General features: G+C 68.1%; 17 protein-coding genes. 7 read left to right on the top strand and 10 right to left on the bottom strand.

The window, feature by feature from the left end:
* Positions 1-339: 339 nt before the first annotated feature.
* From ccsB to COUCH_RS37845, 3 genes are all read right to left on the bottom strand, one after another.
* A complete protein-coding gene (gene ccsB, locus COUCH_RS37855; RefSeq protein ID WP_249609921.1) occupies positions 340-1,293 on the bottom strand; it encodes a c-type cytochrome biogenesis protein CcsB in 954 nt (317 codons plus the stop codon).
* Positions 1,293-1,697, bottom strand: a complete 405-nt coding sequence (locus COUCH_RS37850) for a hypothetical protein (RefSeq protein WP_249609920.1) — start codon at positions 1,695-1,697, stop codon at positions 1,293-1,295. Before COUCH_RS37850 ends, ccsB begins: the two co-directional genes overlap by 1 nt.
* A 97-nt stretch (positions 1,698-1,794) precedes the next feature.
* The gene (locus COUCH_RS37845) at positions 1,795-4,278 is read right to left on the bottom strand and encodes an MMPL family transporter (RefSeq protein WP_249609919.1); all 2,484 of its coding nucleotides are present in this window, start codon (positions 4,276-4,278) and stop codon (positions 1,795-1,797) included.
* Positions 4,279-4,482: 204 nt separating this feature from the next.
* Between COUCH_RS37845 and COUCH_RS37840 the strand changes: the two genes are divergently transcribed.
* On the top strand, positions 4,483-5,067 hold the full coding sequence (locus COUCH_RS37840) for a TetR/AcrR family transcriptional regulator (protein ID WP_249609918.1): 585 nt from the start codon (positions 4,483-4,485) through the stop codon (positions 5,065-5,067).
* Positions 5,068-5,173: 106 nt separating this feature from the next.
* Here COUCH_RS37840 and COUCH_RS37835 read toward each other — a convergent pair whose 3' ends face one another.
* The 5 genes from COUCH_RS37835 to COUCH_RS37815 form a co-directional block, all read right to left on the bottom strand.
* Positions 5,174-5,380, bottom strand: a complete 207-nt coding sequence (locus tag COUCH_RS37835; RefSeq protein ID WP_249609917.1) for a hypothetical protein — start codon at positions 5,378-5,380, stop codon at positions 5,174-5,176.
* The gene (locus tag COUCH_RS37830; RefSeq protein WP_249609916.1) at positions 5,374-5,814 is read right to left on the bottom strand and encodes a Dps family protein; all 441 of its coding nucleotides are present in this window, start codon (positions 5,812-5,814) and stop codon (positions 5,374-5,376) included. The genes COUCH_RS37835 and COUCH_RS37830 overlap by 7 nt, the downstream gene beginning before the upstream one ends.
* 63 nt (positions 5,815-5,877) lie before the next feature.
* A complete protein-coding gene (locus tag COUCH_RS37825; RefSeq protein ID WP_249609915.1) occupies positions 5,878-6,306 on the bottom strand; it encodes an STAS domain-containing protein in 429 nt (142 codons plus the stop codon).
* Positions 6,303-6,656, bottom strand: coding sequence for a TraR/DksA family transcriptional regulator (locus COUCH_RS37820; protein WP_249609914.1), 354 nt, complete (start codon positions 6,654-6,656; stop codon positions 6,303-6,305). The genes COUCH_RS37825 and COUCH_RS37820 overlap by 4 nt, the downstream gene beginning before the upstream one ends.
* Before the next feature lie 26 nt (positions 6,657-6,682).
* A complete protein-coding gene (locus COUCH_RS37815; protein WP_249609913.1) occupies positions 6,683-7,255 on the bottom strand; it encodes a rod shape-determining protein in 573 nt (190 codons plus the stop codon).
* Positions 7,256-7,574: 319 nt separating this feature from the next.
* On the opposite strand from COUCH_RS37815, the gene COUCH_RS37810 reads away from it, so the two are divergent.
* The 5 genes from COUCH_RS37810 (at position 7,575) to COUCH_RS37790 (ending at position 11,775) form a co-directional block, all read left to right on the top strand.
* Positions 7,575-8,627, top strand: a complete 1,053-nt coding sequence (locus tag COUCH_RS37810) for an IS110 family transposase (RefSeq protein WP_249613943.1) — start codon at positions 7,575-7,577, stop codon at positions 8,625-8,627.
* 414 nt (positions 8,628-9,041) lie between these two features.
* Entirely contained in the window at positions 9,042-10,013 is a 972-nt protein-coding gene (locus tag COUCH_RS37805; RefSeq protein ID WP_249613942.1) for an IS481 family transposase, read from the top strand.
* 282 nt (positions 10,014-10,295) lie between these two features.
* Positions 10,296-10,502 (top strand): hypothetical protein, encoded by a 207-nt coding sequence (locus tag COUCH_RS37800; RefSeq protein ID WP_249609912.1) that lies wholly within the window; start codon positions 10,296-10,298, stop codon positions 10,500-10,502.
* 166 nt (positions 10,503-10,668) lie between these two features.
* Positions 10,669-11,421: a rod shape-determining protein gene (locus tag COUCH_RS37795; protein ID WP_249609911.1), complete on the top strand. Its 753-nt coding sequence runs from the start codon at positions 10,669-10,671 to the stop codon at positions 11,419-11,421.
* A gap of 69 nt (positions 11,422-11,490) precedes the next feature.
* Positions 11,491-11,775: a potassium transporter TrkA gene (locus tag COUCH_RS37790; RefSeq protein ID WP_249609910.1), complete on the top strand. Its 285-nt coding sequence runs from the start codon at positions 11,491-11,493 to the stop codon at positions 11,773-11,775.
* Between the two features lie 148 nt (positions 11,776-11,923).
* Here the strand turns inward: COUCH_RS37790 and COUCH_RS37780 are convergent, their stop codons facing one another.
* Positions 11,924-13,330, bottom strand: coding sequence for an ISL3 family transposase (locus COUCH_RS37780; RefSeq protein WP_249609909.1), 1,407 nt, complete (start codon positions 13,328-13,330; stop codon positions 11,924-11,926).
* 198 nt (positions 13,331-13,528) lie between these two features.
* On the opposite strand from COUCH_RS37780, the gene COUCH_RS37775 reads away from it, so the two are divergent.
* Positions 13,529-15,097, top strand: coding sequence for an ISL3 family transposase (locus COUCH_RS37775; protein WP_346016018.1), 1,569 nt, complete (start codon positions 13,529-13,531; stop codon positions 15,095-15,097).
* A gap of 6 nt (positions 15,098-15,103) precedes the next feature.
* Here the strand turns inward: COUCH_RS37775 and coaD are convergent, their stop codons facing one another.
* The gene (gene coaD / locus COUCH_RS37770; protein ID WP_249609907.1) at positions 15,104-15,541 is read right to left on the bottom strand and encodes a pantetheine-phosphate adenylyltransferase; all 438 of its coding nucleotides are present in this window, start codon (positions 15,539-15,541) and stop codon (positions 15,104-15,106) included.
* Between the last annotated feature and the right edge of the window lie 95 nt (positions 15,542-15,636).

Raw genomic sequence — 15,636 nt, 5'->3', positions numbered from 1 at the left:
ACCCCGAGCACGGCACGGTAAGGCGATCCGCCCAGAGGCTCGCCGCCGTCGGGTTCCCCTTCCGCCGGCAGCGAAGCCGGTGATCAGGCAGCCGGTGTTTGTGCCGGGTTGGCTGACCTCGGCCCAACGGCTCGCCGACCCCTGCAGCGGAAACAACCGGACGTCGAATGGTCAGCACCGCATTCCCGGTGGCCTGTGGGATGCCAGGTATGTCAGGTCGCGCCCGGGCTGACGGTCGCCTCGCAGACACGCGCGCGGCTTGGCGACGACGGGCGGCCCGCTCGCCGCAGGATTTCGCATCTACGCGTCGTGCACGTCCCTTGCGAGAGCCGTGCGAATCTAGCCGGCGTTGGCGTACGAGTGCAGGCCCGCGAAGTACAGGTTTACGCCGAACAGGCTCATTAGCATGGTGGCGAAGCCGATCAACGCGATCCAGGTGGCGGTGGTCCGCTTGACGCTCGGGGTGGCTCGGGCGTGCAGGTAGCCCGCGTAGACGATCCAGGAGATGAACGCCCAGACCTCCTTGGGGTCCCAACCCCAGTAGCGGCCCCAGGACGCTTCGGCCCACAGCGGCCCGGCGATCAGGGCGCCGAAGGTGAACAACGGGAAGGCGAAGGCGTGCAGTCGGAAGGTCAGCCGTTCCAGCGTCGCGGCGGCCGGCACCCACGCGCCCAGCGTGTACGGGAAGCGGCGCTTGCCCTGGTCGTACCCCGCCTTGATGAGGAACAGGGTGGCCGGGACCGCTCCCAACAGAAAGGTACCCGAGGCCAGGATGATCGTGGCTATGTGAATGACGAACCAGTACGAGTTGAGCGCCGGCACCAGCGGGCCCACCGGGGTATACGCGATCAGCCCGTTCGCGCCGAGGAGAACCACCAGGCTGAGCGTCACGAACAACCCGAGGTGCCGGATGCCGGAACGGCGCCCCAGCACAGCCAGCCAGGCCACCGAGCCGACGAAGGTCACTGACAGCGTGAACTCGTACATGTTGCCCCAGGGCATCCGGTCGGCGGCGACGCCGCGAGTGGCCAGAGTGCCCAGGTGCAGCAGGACGGCGAGCGCGTTCAAGCCGACGGCGACCAGGCCAAGCGTCCGGCTGCGGTCTTGGGGCTTCGGCGCCGCCTCGACCGGCGAGGCGCCCACCGGCCGGTCGCCCGCGCCCACCAGTTCCCGCGTCGCCGCGCGGCCGATGTGGCTGCGGTTGCCGAACGCGTACTCCGCGGCGTAGCAGACCATTGCCGCCAGGTAGGCCAGCACGGTGACCGCCATCAGCTGGTCCGATACGTCCGCCATCACGCGTTGTCCGCGTGCTCTGATGCTGTGGTGGAGCTTGCCGCTGAGGCCACGCTCGGGAACTCGTCGCCGAAACCGGGATAGTCGGTGCGCGGCAGACCACCGGCTTGCCCGCCGGTGATGCCCAGGACGATGTCGTTGCCGGACGGGGCAGCCCGTGCGTTTTCGGCCTGGACGTGAGCGTTGTCGGTGATCCGCTGGTGGTAGGCGCAGGCGAGCTCGTCGCGCCCGTGCAGCATCAGCAGAATTCCGGCGCGGTCGAACTGCAGCGTCGTGCCGGCCCGGCCGTGGGTGCCGGCTCGCAGATCGTCGTGATGGTTGGTTGAGGCGGGAAAGACCAGAATGCGGTCAAGCCGCTCCCGAATGGTGTCTCGGCTAAGGCAGGTGAAGACGGTGGTAGTCATCGCTTTCCGATCGAGGCTGAGGTCGGTGGGCGGGCGAGGCTGGCGTGCATGAGGTGTAGTAAGCCAGGCCCGGCGCCGGAGCGGCATGAGGGCTCGGCTATGGGGCGAGCTGCGCAGGCAGGTCTGTGGCCGGGCGGGGGAGCCGGCCGGTGCGGCGCGCCCACAGCTCGAATGCCACGGTCATGAACGGTGGTATGGCTGCCAGCAGGGCGAAGAGGGTCGTGCGGCCGAGCCGCCACTTCAGCCGGATCGCCACCATGACTGTCAGCAGTACGTACGCGATGAAGGCGGCGCCGTGGAGTGTTCCGAAGATCCGTACGCCGATTTCAGTGGTTTTGGGAATGTACTTGAAATACATCCCCGTCAGCAGGCCGGCCCATGTGCACGCTTCGATGACCGCAATCCAGGTGAAAGCTCTCAGCAGGCGCCCAGTCGGCATACCGGTGGTGCCGGGCTGGGTGAGAGAGGGGTCGAGGACCGGTGTCGAAGGCTCGGTGGGGTTTTCCGGGCGTGCGGGCCAGAGGGCGCGGTCGCCGAGAAGATGAACGATGGCAGGAACCAGGAGTGGCCGGACGAGGAAGGTGTCCAGCAGGATGCCGAAGGCCATGGCGAAGCCGAACTGGAACAGTTCGCGGATCGGCTGGGTCATCAGGACAGCGAAGGTCGCCGCGAGGATCAGACCTGCGGAGGAGACAACGCCGCCGGTGCGGGTAAGGGCGGCGCTGATGGCCTTGGCCGGGGGCAGTGTGCGCAGTTCCTGCTTGAACCGGCTCATGATGAAGATGTTGTAGTCGACGCCGAGCGCGACGAGGAAGACGAAGATGTATGCGGTGACACGGTTGCCGATGCCTTCGTCGCCGAGGACGGTCAGGGTGAAGAACGTGGTGACGCCCAAGGTCGCCAGGAATGACAGGACGAGGGTCGCTACCAGGTAGAGCGGCGCGAGCAGCGAACGCAGCAGCAGGACGAGGACCGCGGCGACGATGGCCAGGACGAGGAGCACGATCAATGTCGTGTCGCGGTCGAGAGCGGAGCGGATGTCCGCGTTCTGCGCCGTCTGCCCACCGATGAGCACGGTGGCGTCCTGCACTCCGGCTGCCTCGGCTGCGGCGCGCGTGGCCCGCTTGAGCGCAGCGATCGCGTCGAGCGCCTCTGAGCTGTACGGGTCGAGGTCCAGGACGACGTCGTAGAAGACCGTTCTGCCGTCGGTGCCATAGCGGGGCTGCGCACCGACCCTGCTCACATGGCCGGCGCCGGCGAGCGCGGCGGCTATGTCAGCGGTTGCCGGATCGGAGCGCAGGTCGTCCCGGGAACGGACGATCACGGTGCTGGGGGCGATTTCGCCGGGCCCGAACTCCTGCTGGATGAGGTGCTGCCCACGTGCGGACTCGGTGGCGGTCCGGAAGCCGCTGAGAGTGTTGAAGCTCTCCTGGTAGCCCAGCAGTCCCGCGCTCATCACCACGAGCAGCGCGACCACGGTCGCGGTGACCCGGACCGGTGCTCGGGCGACCAGCTCGGCGATGCGGTGCCAGACGCCTGCGCCGCGGCTACGTTCGGCGGCCTTGGCTACACCTGCCGGCCAGAAGACGCTCCGCCCCAGTAGCAGGACCAGGGCGGGGATGAGGGTGAATGCCACCAGCGCCATGACGGCCACGCCGAGGGCAAGGTACGGTCCGAAACCGCGCAGCGCGGGCGAGGTGGCCACGAGCAGAGCGAACATGGCCAGCACGATGGTGGAGGCGCTGGCGAGGACTGACTCGGCGCTGCGGTGCACCGCGGTCTGCATCGCAGCCGGACGGTCCGGCTCGTCGAGGAGGGCCTCCCGGTAGCGTGCGGTGATGATCAACGCGTAGTCCGTGCCCACCCCGAACAACAGCACCGTCATGATCGAGGCGGTCTGGGAGCTGACCGTGATGACTCCGGCGTCCGCGAGCAGCGCTCCAACCGTCTCCGACACGCGCATCGCCACACCGACGGCGATCAGCGGTACCAGCGCCATCAAAGGCGAGCGGTAGATGGTCAGCAGAATGACCAGGACGAGCACAATGGTGGCCAGGAGCAGGACCTTGTCACCGCCGCTGAAAACCTTCACGGTGTCGGTGGCGATCCCGGCAGGGCCGGTCACGGCGACCTCGGCGGGCCCGGCCCGGTCGGACGCGAGAACGCGCACCTGGTCGACAGCGTTCTGGAATGACTCGTCCGAAGGGATTCCGGTCATGGGCACGATGACCAGCTGGGCGCTGCGGTCCCGTGAAACCAACTCAGCCGTGGCGTCGGGAGCGGTCACCGCAGAAATTACGCCCGCGACCTGCTCGGGACGGCCGGATTCCGAGAGGGCCGAGGTGATACGGGCGACGGCCTGACCGGTGCTGGCCGCGGCGTCGGCGCCCTTCCCGCGCACCACGATGATCGCCGGCGTCGCGTCCTGGCCCGGAAGCTGCGCGCGGATGAGATCGCGGGCCTTCATGGAATCCGAAGCGGAAGGGGGGAGGTTGGCGGACGCGTTGTCCTCGACGGATTCCAGAGCCGGGGCGACCCCGGCCAGCAGACCCGCGATCAATACCCAGAACGCCACCACCACGGCGGCACGTTTCCTCGAGCCCAGCAGACATCGGAGCACGCGAAAGGTCATCGGCTGCATCAGGAAGCCTTACGTTCGACAACGACACAACTTAGAGACAGGGTGTCCCCAAGTTGCGTCAAGTTAACACGGCCTCCTCGACGCCTCGGACACAGGGCTAAATTGGCGTGGACGGCGCAGCACCTGCGAGGTGGAGCGGAAAGAATGCCCAAGATTGAAGCCGGCAGTGTCCGTGAGCACCGGAGTCAGCGGCTGGCTCAGCTGATCGACGCGGCCGAAGCCATCCTGAACGAGAACGGTATGCAAGGCCTCACCGCCGGCGCGGTCGCCGCGCGGGCCGGCATCGCCCGCAACAGCATCTACCGCTACTTCGACTCCATCGAAGACCTGCTCGAACTCGTCGTGACCCGTGAGTTTCCCGCCTGGGTCGCCGCCGTGGAACGGGCCATCGCGGCCGAAACCTCACCCGAGGAGCAGGCCACCGCCTACGTCAGGGCCAACCTTGAGCAGGCCGCTCACGGCACCCATGGCTGGCGAGCCACGCTCTCGCGTGGCTCACTCTCCCCGTCGGCGCGGGAACGCGTGAGGAACCTGCACACCTCGCTGCACGAGGCGCTGGCCCGCATTGTGCGCGAACTGGGGCAGCCGCAGCCAGAGCTGACTGTCGCCGTGCTCCAAGCCGTTGTCGATGCATGCGTCCGCAGAATCGACCAGGGCGACGACCTGGCGACCGTGTCCGACTTCGCAGCGGAAGTTACCCGCCGACTGCTCGATCACGACCGCCGCTGACCCATCGGTCGCCGCCCCGAGTGCGGCGTGGCCAGCCGGTCCAGCTTCGGCATCACCAAGGTATCGCCGGTACCGACGGATCAGGCGCTCTTCGGCTCCTGCGTCATCAGCTTGCGGCCCGGGGACCGCCGAGCCAAGGTGCCTGTGTCCGCCGGGCCGCGTCAACGGGTGTGGCGGTGCCGTTGCGGCCACGCTCGGCGGCCGTCTCCTCGTCGTGGATTCCCTGGGTGAGCAGGGTGCCGGCGTCGGTCTCCAGGTGTGCTCGGACGAACCAGTGGAGCTGCTCCAGGGATCCCGCCTGGGTGATCAGCATGTCCTGGGTGACGGGGTCGGCCTTCTCGGTCTCTTCGATCGCGGCCCGGTGCGCCTCGATGACACTGGCGTAGAGAGGTCCAGGGCGCCGAGGTGGGCGTTGGTGTCCGCCCGGCCGATCTTGTAGTCGTCCCAGTCGCGCTGTGCGAGCAGTGCACCGGGCGTGCCCACGGGTGATCCGCCGAGGGCGGCGATGCGCTCGGCGACGTCGTCGATCATGGCTCGTACGGCGTCGACCTGCGGGTCGAGCATGGTGTGGACCGCGATGAAGTGAGGGCCGACGACGTTCCAGTGGACGTGTTTGAGGGTGAGCGCGAGGTCGTTGAGGGCGTTGAGCCGGTCCTGCAGCACAACGATCACCTCGGCGGCGGTGTCCGGCTTGAGTCCGGGCACGGTGTAGGCGGGAGCGCTCGGCTGGTGAGTGCTCGGCGACAATTTCTTCTCCTTCTCGGATCGGCACGTGGGGCGGGGTGACCTCGAAGAACCGGTGGTTCGACGTCAACGCGAGAGGCTCAGCTGCTCGGTGGATGTCCGCAGCCGTCGGTCGATCACCGCCGGCGCGTAGGTCAGGTGTGGCAGGGCACCGGTCAGCCGCAGAACGCGGTGCACGCATCCGGCGGCGTTGACGACCTCGTACCGTTTGGCGTTCTCGGCCGCCGCTCGGCGGCCGTCGAGCAGTGCGGTGACGCCGGCGCAGTCCAGAAAGGTGACCGCTGACAGGTCCACGATCAGTTCGCTGGGGTGAGCGCTGGTCAGTGTCGTCGTCAGGGCGAAGCGAAGCCTGTCGGCCACGGCGAGATCGACGTCTCCGGTGAGGTGCATGGTCTGCCGGTCGCCGGCGGGGTGCGGGCGCTCGAGGCGGAAGTACACTGTTTCACCTCCCGAGGTAGGCGGCTGGCGTGTGCAGCGATACCGATCTTCGGTCATGTCGGCCCGCGACCGGGCTGGTCGCACCTGGTGCAATGCGTTGCCTGCGGCACTGATCGCAGGCGGCCGAGTGGGATGGGTCGTCGGCAGTTCGCGCAGTGTCCATAGGTGCCTTCGGACATGCGCCGCAGCGCTTGCGCCGTGTCGGCGATGCTGCGACGTGCGGCAGCGGCGAGCAGATCGAGCATGTGCGGGTCGTAGCCGCCGTGACCGGGTAGCCGGCCGTATATGGTCAGTTCGGTAAGCCGGTTCGTCTGCACCACGAACTGCTCCTCAAGCATGGCGCGCAATAGTTCCAGGGGTTCGCCGGTCACCGCCGCGGTTTCGGTCGGGTGCTGGGTGATCGTCATCAGGTGTCCTCCAGCGATGCAAAGTCTCAGGTCCGGGCGGGGTGGCGCAGTAACGACATGGCGGCCAGGCCGGCGCCGTTGAGCACCGCGGTACGGGGAGACGCGGCGCGGTGCACTGGCAGGCGTAGCGCCGCGGACAGTGCGGCGGACAGGCCGGGATGGGCGGCGCCGTCCCCTACGAGCAGCAGTCCGCGGGTGAGGGCGGGGGCCAGCTGCGTGTGCGCTGTTCTTGTCCGCAGGTTGTCGAGGTGGTGTTGGACGACGTCGCTCAGCAGATCGACGGTGGCGCCGCGGGCAAGGTCGCGAGTGCCGATGTCGGCGCGACGGGACGCGACGACGCGCCCGTGATGCAACAGGGCGACTTCGGTCAGCTGAGCTCCGACGTCGGTGACCAGCAGGCTGCCGGCGGCTGCTCCCGAACCGATCGCGGCGGCGCGGACGGTGTCGATGAACACCAGTCGCGAGGGTGCAAGGACGGCCTCGACGACGCGGCCCATGGCGCTCTGGTCATGGTCGCCGGCCAATACCGGGCGGCAGGCCGCGACGACACCGCCGGGCGGTATCGGTTCACTGAAGCGGCGGATCAGCTGGGACAGCAAGAGCACGCAGCCGTCGGCGTCGACGATGCGACCGCGCCGGATCAGGGAGCCGGCGGAGGTGAACGCGTCTCCGCACGGTGCGCTGATGGTGTCACGATGCGCCGCCCACACGCCGATGGAGCTGCTGCCGAGGTCGACCGCGACGGCGGTCGGCGGGGCAGAGCGACGTGTACCGGCTAGACGGTATGAGGGTCTTGGTTGACCGGGCCGGGGCCTCGCTCGCAAGTTGACGTGGATTGCTGGTGAGGAGCTGGCCTCGTCGGCACCACATTTGCGGGAGGCCCCGGTGTTTTCTGAGCGTACGAGTGTCGGGTTGGACGTGCACGCGCGCTCGATCGTGGCGTGCGGGTTGGACGCGGTGACGGGTCATGTGACGCGGCAGCGGTTGGCGCCGGCCCCGGCGGCGGTGCTGGACTGGTTGAGGCGGTTACCGGGGCCGGTTGCGGTGGCGTATGAGGCGGGTCCGACGGGGTTCGGGTTGGCACGGCATCTGTGTGCTGCGGGTGTGCGCTGTGTGGTGGCGGCGCCGTCGAAGTTGCAGCGTCCGGCCGGGGATCGGGTCAAGACCGACGCGCGGGATGCGTTGCATTTGGCCCGGCTGTTGCGGATGGATCAGATCGTCGAGGTGCGGGTTCCGGGCGTGGTGCAGGAAGCCGCCCGAGACCTGGTGCGCGCTCGCGAGGACGTGCGGGGTGATCTGATGCGTTGCCGGCATCGGGTGTCGAAGCTGTTGCTGCGCCATGGCGTCGTCTATTCGGGTGGGCAGGCCTGGACCGGCGCCCATCAGGTCTGGCTGCGGCAGCAACACTTTGATCAGCCGGGTCTGCAGCTGGCCTTCGAGGCCGAGCTCGAGGCGATGCTGTTGACCGTGGATCGGCGTGACCGGCTCGACAAGGCGATCACCGACATGGCTCTGGGCGGTGCGTATGCGCCGGTGGTGCACCGGCTGGGCTGTCTGCGGGGGGTGTCGACACTGACCGCTTTCGGCCTGGCGGTGGAGATCGGTGACTGGCATCGGTTCACCGGGGCGACCATCGGCGCCTATCTGGGTCTGGTGCCCACGGAGTCATCCTCGGGCGCCCAGCGTCAGCAAGGCTCGATCACCAAGACCGGCAATACCCATGCCCGCCGGTTGCTGGTCGAGGCGGCCTGGCATCACCGGCGCACCTATCGCAGCCCGAGTGCGATCATGCGTTCGCGCTGGCAACTGGCCACGCCCGCGGCCCGGGCCCGGGGTCATGCCGGTAACCATCGGCTGCACCAGCGCTGGCAGGCGCTGCAGCAGCGTCAGAAGAAGCCCGTGATCGCCAACGTCGCGGTCGCCCGCGAGTTGGCCGGCTGGTGCTGGTCGCTGGCGGTCCTTGACGACTGAGACCCGCGAGAGCGTCCTTGAGCAGCCAGGCGGTGCGCCCGGTCGTGGCAGCGCGTGGAGCGACCCGCGTTACACCTATGAGCAACGCCGCCCGGCGGCGTCACGCTCGCTCTTGCTAGACCAGCGGAACGCTCCAGCCGAACAGCCCGTCCTGCGGTGACCAACCCGCGCATATCAGTCTGACCGCGCGTCGCCCAACGACACGCTCACGACCCGCGCACCGCCTGGCCCCCAACCAAGAAGGCGTCCCCATGCCCTGCTCAGGACGCCCTTTTACCCATGCCTATTGACAAACCAGCAGCTCATATCAGGTGTAGTGATCACGACCGTTGTTGACGGCGTGGCGGCTTGATCAATACGAAGACCTCCGGCGAGGTGGAAGTTGCGACGCTTTCACCACGACCGGAGGTCTGTATGGCCCACCGTAACGCCCGGCTGACCGTGCATGGCAGACGCCTGCTCATCCAGCGTGTCGTCACCGATCGACGTCCGGTCGCGCATGTGGTCAAGGAACTGGGCTGCTCACGCGCGACCGGTTACAAATGGCTGGCCCGGTGGCGCGCTGAAGGCGACGCCGGTTTGCACGATCGGCCGAGCATTGCGCACCGGCTGCCCGGCAAGACCACGCCCGAGCTCGAGGCGCGCGTGTGTGCGTTACGCACCCAGCTCAAGCGTGGCCCCCGCCGGCTGGCGCCGCTGCTGAACATGCCCGCTTCCACGATCCACGCCGTGCTGGTACGCCACGGCCTGCACCGCCTGCTCTGGCTGGATCGGCCCACCGGCGAGCCGATCCGTCGCTACGAACGTGACCGACCCGGGGAACTGATCCACGTCGACGTGAAAAAGATCGGCCGGTTACGCGACGGCGGCGGCTGGCGGGTTCACGGCCGCGACAGCCTCGAACGCCGCCGCACCCGATACGCCACTCGGGTCGGCTACGAATACGTGCACGCCGCGATCGACGACCACACCCGCCTGGCCTACGCCGAAATCCACCCCGACGAGAAAACCGACACCTGCGCCGGCTTCCTGCGCCGCGCCGCGCACCACTTCGCTCAGCTGGGGATAACGCAGATCGAACGGGTGATGACCGACAACGCCCTGGCCTACCGACGCGGCCGAGCCTGGCACCAAGCCCTGGCCGACCTCGGCGCACAAGCCCGCTTCACCCGCCGCTACCGACCCCAGACCAACGGCAAAGCAGAACGCTTCAACCGCACCATGTGCGACGAATGGATCTACTCCCGGCCGTTCACCAGCGGCCAAGACCGCGCCCAGGCCCTCCCAGGCTGGTTACACACTTACAACCATCACCGCGGCCACACCGCGCTCGGAGGCCAACCACCGATCACCCGGGTCAACAACGGTCTTGGACCCTACAGCTAGGCGGTGCTCAGCCGGCTGGTCGGACGAGAGGACGTTCGCGGGCACGGGAACACCGATCACTTTCTCTTCACACGACGAGTGCTTTGCTGAACCCCCAATCGTTGCCGTTGAGCGGCCGAGTGACAGCGGTTGGATCCGGCCGAACTTCGTCATGCTCGTTGCCGACGCCCGGCAAATCGGCCCGCGGTTGCACACTTGGGTGAAGGTGCGAGGCGGTGACCTCGTTGGACGGCCTCCGTGGTATCGTGGCCCTTACTGTCCTGAACGGCTATGGTGGCCGGCATGGATGACGGGCGCGGCTTCGGCGGTGTCGGCCGGCGAGTTGCGCTGCCGACGCTGCTCGTATGGGCCGTGCTGGTGTTGGTCGTGTCCGCCGCCGGGGACATCGGGTTGTGCATTGTCTTCCGGCTGACCCGCCGTGCGATCCCGGGCTGTGTTCCGGCGTGGTCGGCGGACCGGGCCCCGCCGAGGTGGACGCTCACCGCCTGAAGCCGCCCGTTGCGTAGCGTCGGACACGTCGCTGCCCTTTGGCTGGGAGCACCATGCCACCCATCGTTCATGATTTTCGCTTCGGCATGCCCATTAACCTGTCGGCGACATCGCCTTGCTTCGTTGATCCTCGACGCCTGGTCCTCGACGTACGCAGGTGGGCGACTTGCTGACCACCGGCGCCTACGCTCGTCCGGGCGTGCAATCCTGTCTTGCCCTCGACCTGGGAACATCCACCGTCCGGCTGTGGGCTCCGCAGGTGGCAACGGTGATCACCGAACCGGCGGTGCTTTGCCGACCTGACACCGGCCGGCAGGTGGCCGGACGAGCCGCGCTGAGCGCGCAGGCCCGCGGGGTGACCGCCACGTGGCCGGTACGCAACGGTGTGGTGCGTGACTTCTTCGCCTGTATACACCTGCTTCGGCTGCTGACCGCCGACATCGGTCTGCCTTGCGACACCGCCTATCCGGTGCTCGTCGGCGTGCCGGCGACCGCAACCCTGCGCCAGCGCAACGTGCTTGTCGCTGCGGTGCGCCGTGCCGTCGGCGGACGGGTCAACGCGGTGGAGGAGCCGCTCGCGGCGGCTCTGGCCTGCCGTCGCGACCCTGGCGGCGACCTAGTCGTCGTGGACATCGGATCCGGACGCACCGAAGTGGCCCGCATCGGTGAGCGCAGCATCGTCGCGGCGGAGCGCGTCGATGATTCCGGATCCGTCGATCGGATTCCGGCGATCGCCGACTGCGTGCGCCGCCTGGACCATCCGCGGGGTGCTCAGCGGCGGCTGCTGCTCACCGGTGGTGGTGCGACCACCCCTGGAACCGCCGCGAGGTTGGCCGCGCTGACCGGCCGCTCCGTCACGATGCCCGCCGAGCCGACGCTGGCCACGCTCATCGGCTTGCGGCGGCTGCTCACGGGCTGACTGGGCCAGACCCGCACCGGTATCCCTTTCCCGACCGCGGTCGCGGTCGCCTTCCTGCGGAGTTCTGTCATGGACGTCGAATTCACACCATTGCCTGGCATCGGAGAATGCCACGCGTTCACCACCGCCACCGGTCACCGTGTCGGTGTTGTCACCCACCACGCCGGCGGCCGACGGGAGCTGATCCACGGCATCAGTGACGATCCCGACGCCACCTGCAGTCTCACCCTCACACGCGCCGAGGCGATCGCGCTGGCGGGACTTCTGGGCATCCTGGACGTCATCGACGTGGACGTCACCAACTCCTCGGGCTGCCGGATGGACATGTCAACGCTCTCTGAAGACTGGATTTGACCCACTTTTCGTGATCAGGATTGACCCGCTCAGGCAAGAAGGATTCGTTTGCGGAGCAGGTCGAGGTTGGCGCGGCCGTACATCTGGCGCTTGATCATTTTGATGCGGTTGACATGTCCTTCGACCACGCCGGAGCTGTAAGTCGTGGTCAGCCCGTTGACGACTGCGTCATGGTCACGGTGCAGGCCGGCGGTGAAGAGCGCAGGTCGGGCTGGTCGTCGGCTTCGACCGCGGTGATCCAGTCGTTGAGCCGCTGCCCTTGTCGGGCGGTCAAGATCTCGGCGAACGCCGCGACGTGGCTGGCCAGGGCGTCCAGGTGCGGGCAGGTGGCACGCGCTCGTGCGAGTTGGATGCGGTCGTCGTCGGCGAGGCGGTCTGGGTGGGTGAGCAGCCAGCTGGTCAGCTGGCGGGTCTTCGGTGGCCGTCGTGGCGCTGGTCGCCGGCCGATGGCGGCCCGCAGCGGCCGCAAGTAAGTGCGCAGGGTGGTCGTGCTGCCGCGGTAGCCGCGCTCGCGCAGCTCGGAGCACAACGTGACGGCGTTGGTGATACCGGCGGCCAGGCGCTCGCGCAGGTAGTTGGCGTGATCGTCGAGGACGCGCGGACGGTCGGGATGGGGCTTCGCGAGGAGTTCGTCGACGCTGGTCGCGCGGGCGAACCGGCGCACGGTTCCGCGGGCCAGGCCGAGTTCGCGGGCGATCGCACGGATGGTGGCACCGTGCGCGAGCAGGTCTTGGACCTGCTGGTAGCGCTGCCGGGTGCGAGGTGCCAGCAAGCCCTGCTCGGACCGGTAGACGAGGGCCGGCAGAGTGATCGGTTCCGCGTCCGCGACCGCCACCGCTGGTTCGGCGGGTGCTGCGAGCAGGCAGCGCAGGTGTCGGGCGACGGTCTTCTCGGCGTGCTCGCCCAGGTTCTTCCAGAGGTGCCAGCGGTCGGCGACCTGCACGGCGTCCGGGGCGCCGGACCGGGCGCCTTCGGCATAGCTGCCAGCGCGGTCGCGGCAGATCACGCGCACTGCGGGATGCGCGGCCAGCCAGCGCTGCAACGTCTCCGCACGGCGATCCGCGAGCACGTCGATCGGCCGGTGAGTGTCGACGTCGACCAGCACGGTCGCGTAACGGTGGCCCCGGCGCAACGCGAAGTCATCGACGCCGAGGACCGCCACCTCGCCAGCAGCGGGATCTGGCAATGCGCGGATCAAGCGCAGCATGCTGCTGCGGCTGGCCGCAAGACCCATCCGCAGGGCCAGTCGGGCGCCGGCACGCCCGGCAAGGGCGAGCGCGATGATCTCGAGTGACCTGCGCATCAGCGGGCTGCGACGCGCCCATTTGCTGGTCAGTCCCGGAACCTGCTCTGCAAACGTCCGGGCCGGGCAGACGTCTACGTCGCAAAAGAACCGGCGGACCCGCAACCGCAACTCCACCGGGGAGCCCGCCACCGCGGCGTCCGTCAAGGGGCGCTCGTATCGGCTATGCACCCGGCTCGACCGGTGCCTACATCGCGGACACGTAGCCCGGCGAGCACGTGCTCGAACCCGTAGCCGCAGCCCAGACGCCACGCGTTCGACCTTCCCGACAACCACAGCTGCCAGGTGAGGCAGGACCACAGCAAGATCGGAAACTCGTACGGAGGCCGACCATGCACAGTGGACTCCGGCGAGCTTGGGTCAGTCTCTGATCACGAAAAGTGGGTCAGATCCAGATCGGGTTCTGGCACACAAAGTGTGATCGGTCATCGTTGATGGCTCGTTGCGTTCCTGTGTGACACGACGGTCGAGCAGCTTCTGCCGCACCTCGGCTCCCTCAAGATCGAGAGGGTTGAGCGCTGGGATCTCGGTCTGCGGCTGTGGGCCAGCGTCCGAGCCTCCTCGGCGACCTGCCTGTCCTGCGGCACCGCGTCCGAGCGGGTGCACGGACGTTATTGGCGTGAACTGGCCGATGTCCCGATCGCCGGGGCAGCCGCCCGGATCTGGCTGCGGGTCCGCCGGTTCGTCTGCGGAAATGCTGGCTGTGCAGTGCGGACGTTCGCCGAGCAGGTCGACGGGCTGACTCGCCGTCGGCTGCGTAGCACGGACGGCCTGCGACAGACATTCACGCAAATCGGCTTGGCTCTCGCCGGCCGGGCCGGGGCTCGGCTCGCCGCGATTCTGGGGATGGTCACCAGCCGCAGCACCCTGTTACGACTGGTACGAGGCCTGCCAAATCCACCGGCGTCGCCGGTGACGGTGCTGGGCGTCGATGATTTCGCGATCAGACGAGGTCAGAACTACGGCACCGTCCTGATCGACTGCCAGGACGGGCGGGTCGTCGACCTGCTGCCGGGCCGGGACGCCGCCCCGCTCGCCCAGTGGCTCACCGAACACGCAAAGCCGCAGGTAATCTGCCGGGACCGGGCCAGCGCCTATGCCGAAGGAGCTCGCACCGGCGCCCCGGACGCCGTGCAGGTCGCAGACCGATTCCATCTTTGGCAGAACCTCGCCAAGGCCGTCGAGCGGTGCGTCGCCCGACACAAGGACTGCCTGCGGGAACCCGTCACCACACCGCCCGGCGATCTGCCCGCTGCTGAGGTGCCGGAACCCCGCGGAGCGATGGCGCAGCGCCGCCGCGAGCACCACCAACTCGTTCACGACCTGCTCGCCGAGGGCGCCGGGATTCGCCAGATCGCCCGGCACCTGGGCTGGGGCCGGCACACCGTCCAGCGCTACGCCCGCGCCGCTACCTGGCAACAGATGCTCGTCGGGCAGAAACCACGCCCGAGCAGCCTCGACCCGTTCAAGCCGCACCTTCTCCGGCGCATCAGCGAAGGCTGTCGCAAAGCCACCGTCCTGCACCGCGAGGTCGCCGCGCAGGGCTTCACCGGCGGCTACGGCATCGTCCGTGCTTTCGTCGAGCAGTACCGCGCCCGCCCGGATCTGAGCACGGTGGTCAAACCGCCGTCGGTCCGCGAAGTGACCGGCTGGATCTGCCGCCACCCCGATCACCTTGTCGAGCGGGACAGCGACCGGCTTCGAGCCCTTCTGGATCGCTGCCCAAAACTGGGTACCGCAGCCGGCCTCGTGCGCTCGTTCGCCGGCATGCTGACCAACCTGCGCGGCACCCAACTCGACGCCTGGATTACCGCCGCCCAGCAGGCAGCACTGCCCGGCCTCACGGGTTTCGCTACCGGCCTGACCAACGACCTCGACGCCGTCACGGCCGGCCTGACCCTGCCCCACAGCTCCGGTCCTGTCGAAGGCAACGTCAACAAAATCAAGATGATCAAGCGGCAGATGTACGGCCGTGCTGGATTCGACCTGCTACGCAAGCGCGTCCTACTGGCCGGATGAGCTCGGTCAGGTACGAAGGGCGCGCGCCGCCGTAGAGGACACCGTCGCCAGCTCAGGGCGCGCCGGCACCAACAGCGTGGTGATCCCCAGCTTTTCGTTCATCGCTGCCAGCTGATACTCGTGCTGCAGATCGGTGGAGTTCCGGACGCCGCGGACGATCACGCTGGCCTGCTGCTCATGACAGAACGCGGTCGTCAAGCCCGCCCATGTCGTCACTTGCACGTTGCTCCAGCCCTCTGGGAGCTGGCAGCGAAGAGCCACCAACCGCTGCTCCTGCGTCGCAACTGGCCGCTTCTCCCCATTCACCGCTATGAGCACCGTGACCACATCGAACAACCGCCTCACCCGGTCGATGACATTCACATGCCCGGCCGTGAAAGGGTCGAAGGTTCCGGGATAGACCGCATGCGAGCCGGGCTGGCTGCTTCGCGTTCGGTCGGACATCGATGCAGGCTAGCCGTGCCGATGCGCCGGTACAGACACGAAGGGCAAAGCTCACAAGATCAATCACACTTCGCGTGCCAGAACCTTGATTTGGC

The organism is Couchioplanes caeruleus (assembly GCF_023499255.1).
GTDB lineage: Bacteria > Actinomycetota > Actinomycetes > Mycobacteriales > Micromonosporaceae > Actinoplanes > Actinoplanes caeruleus_A.
This window is presented reverse-complemented; position numbering and strand designations above follow the sequence as displayed.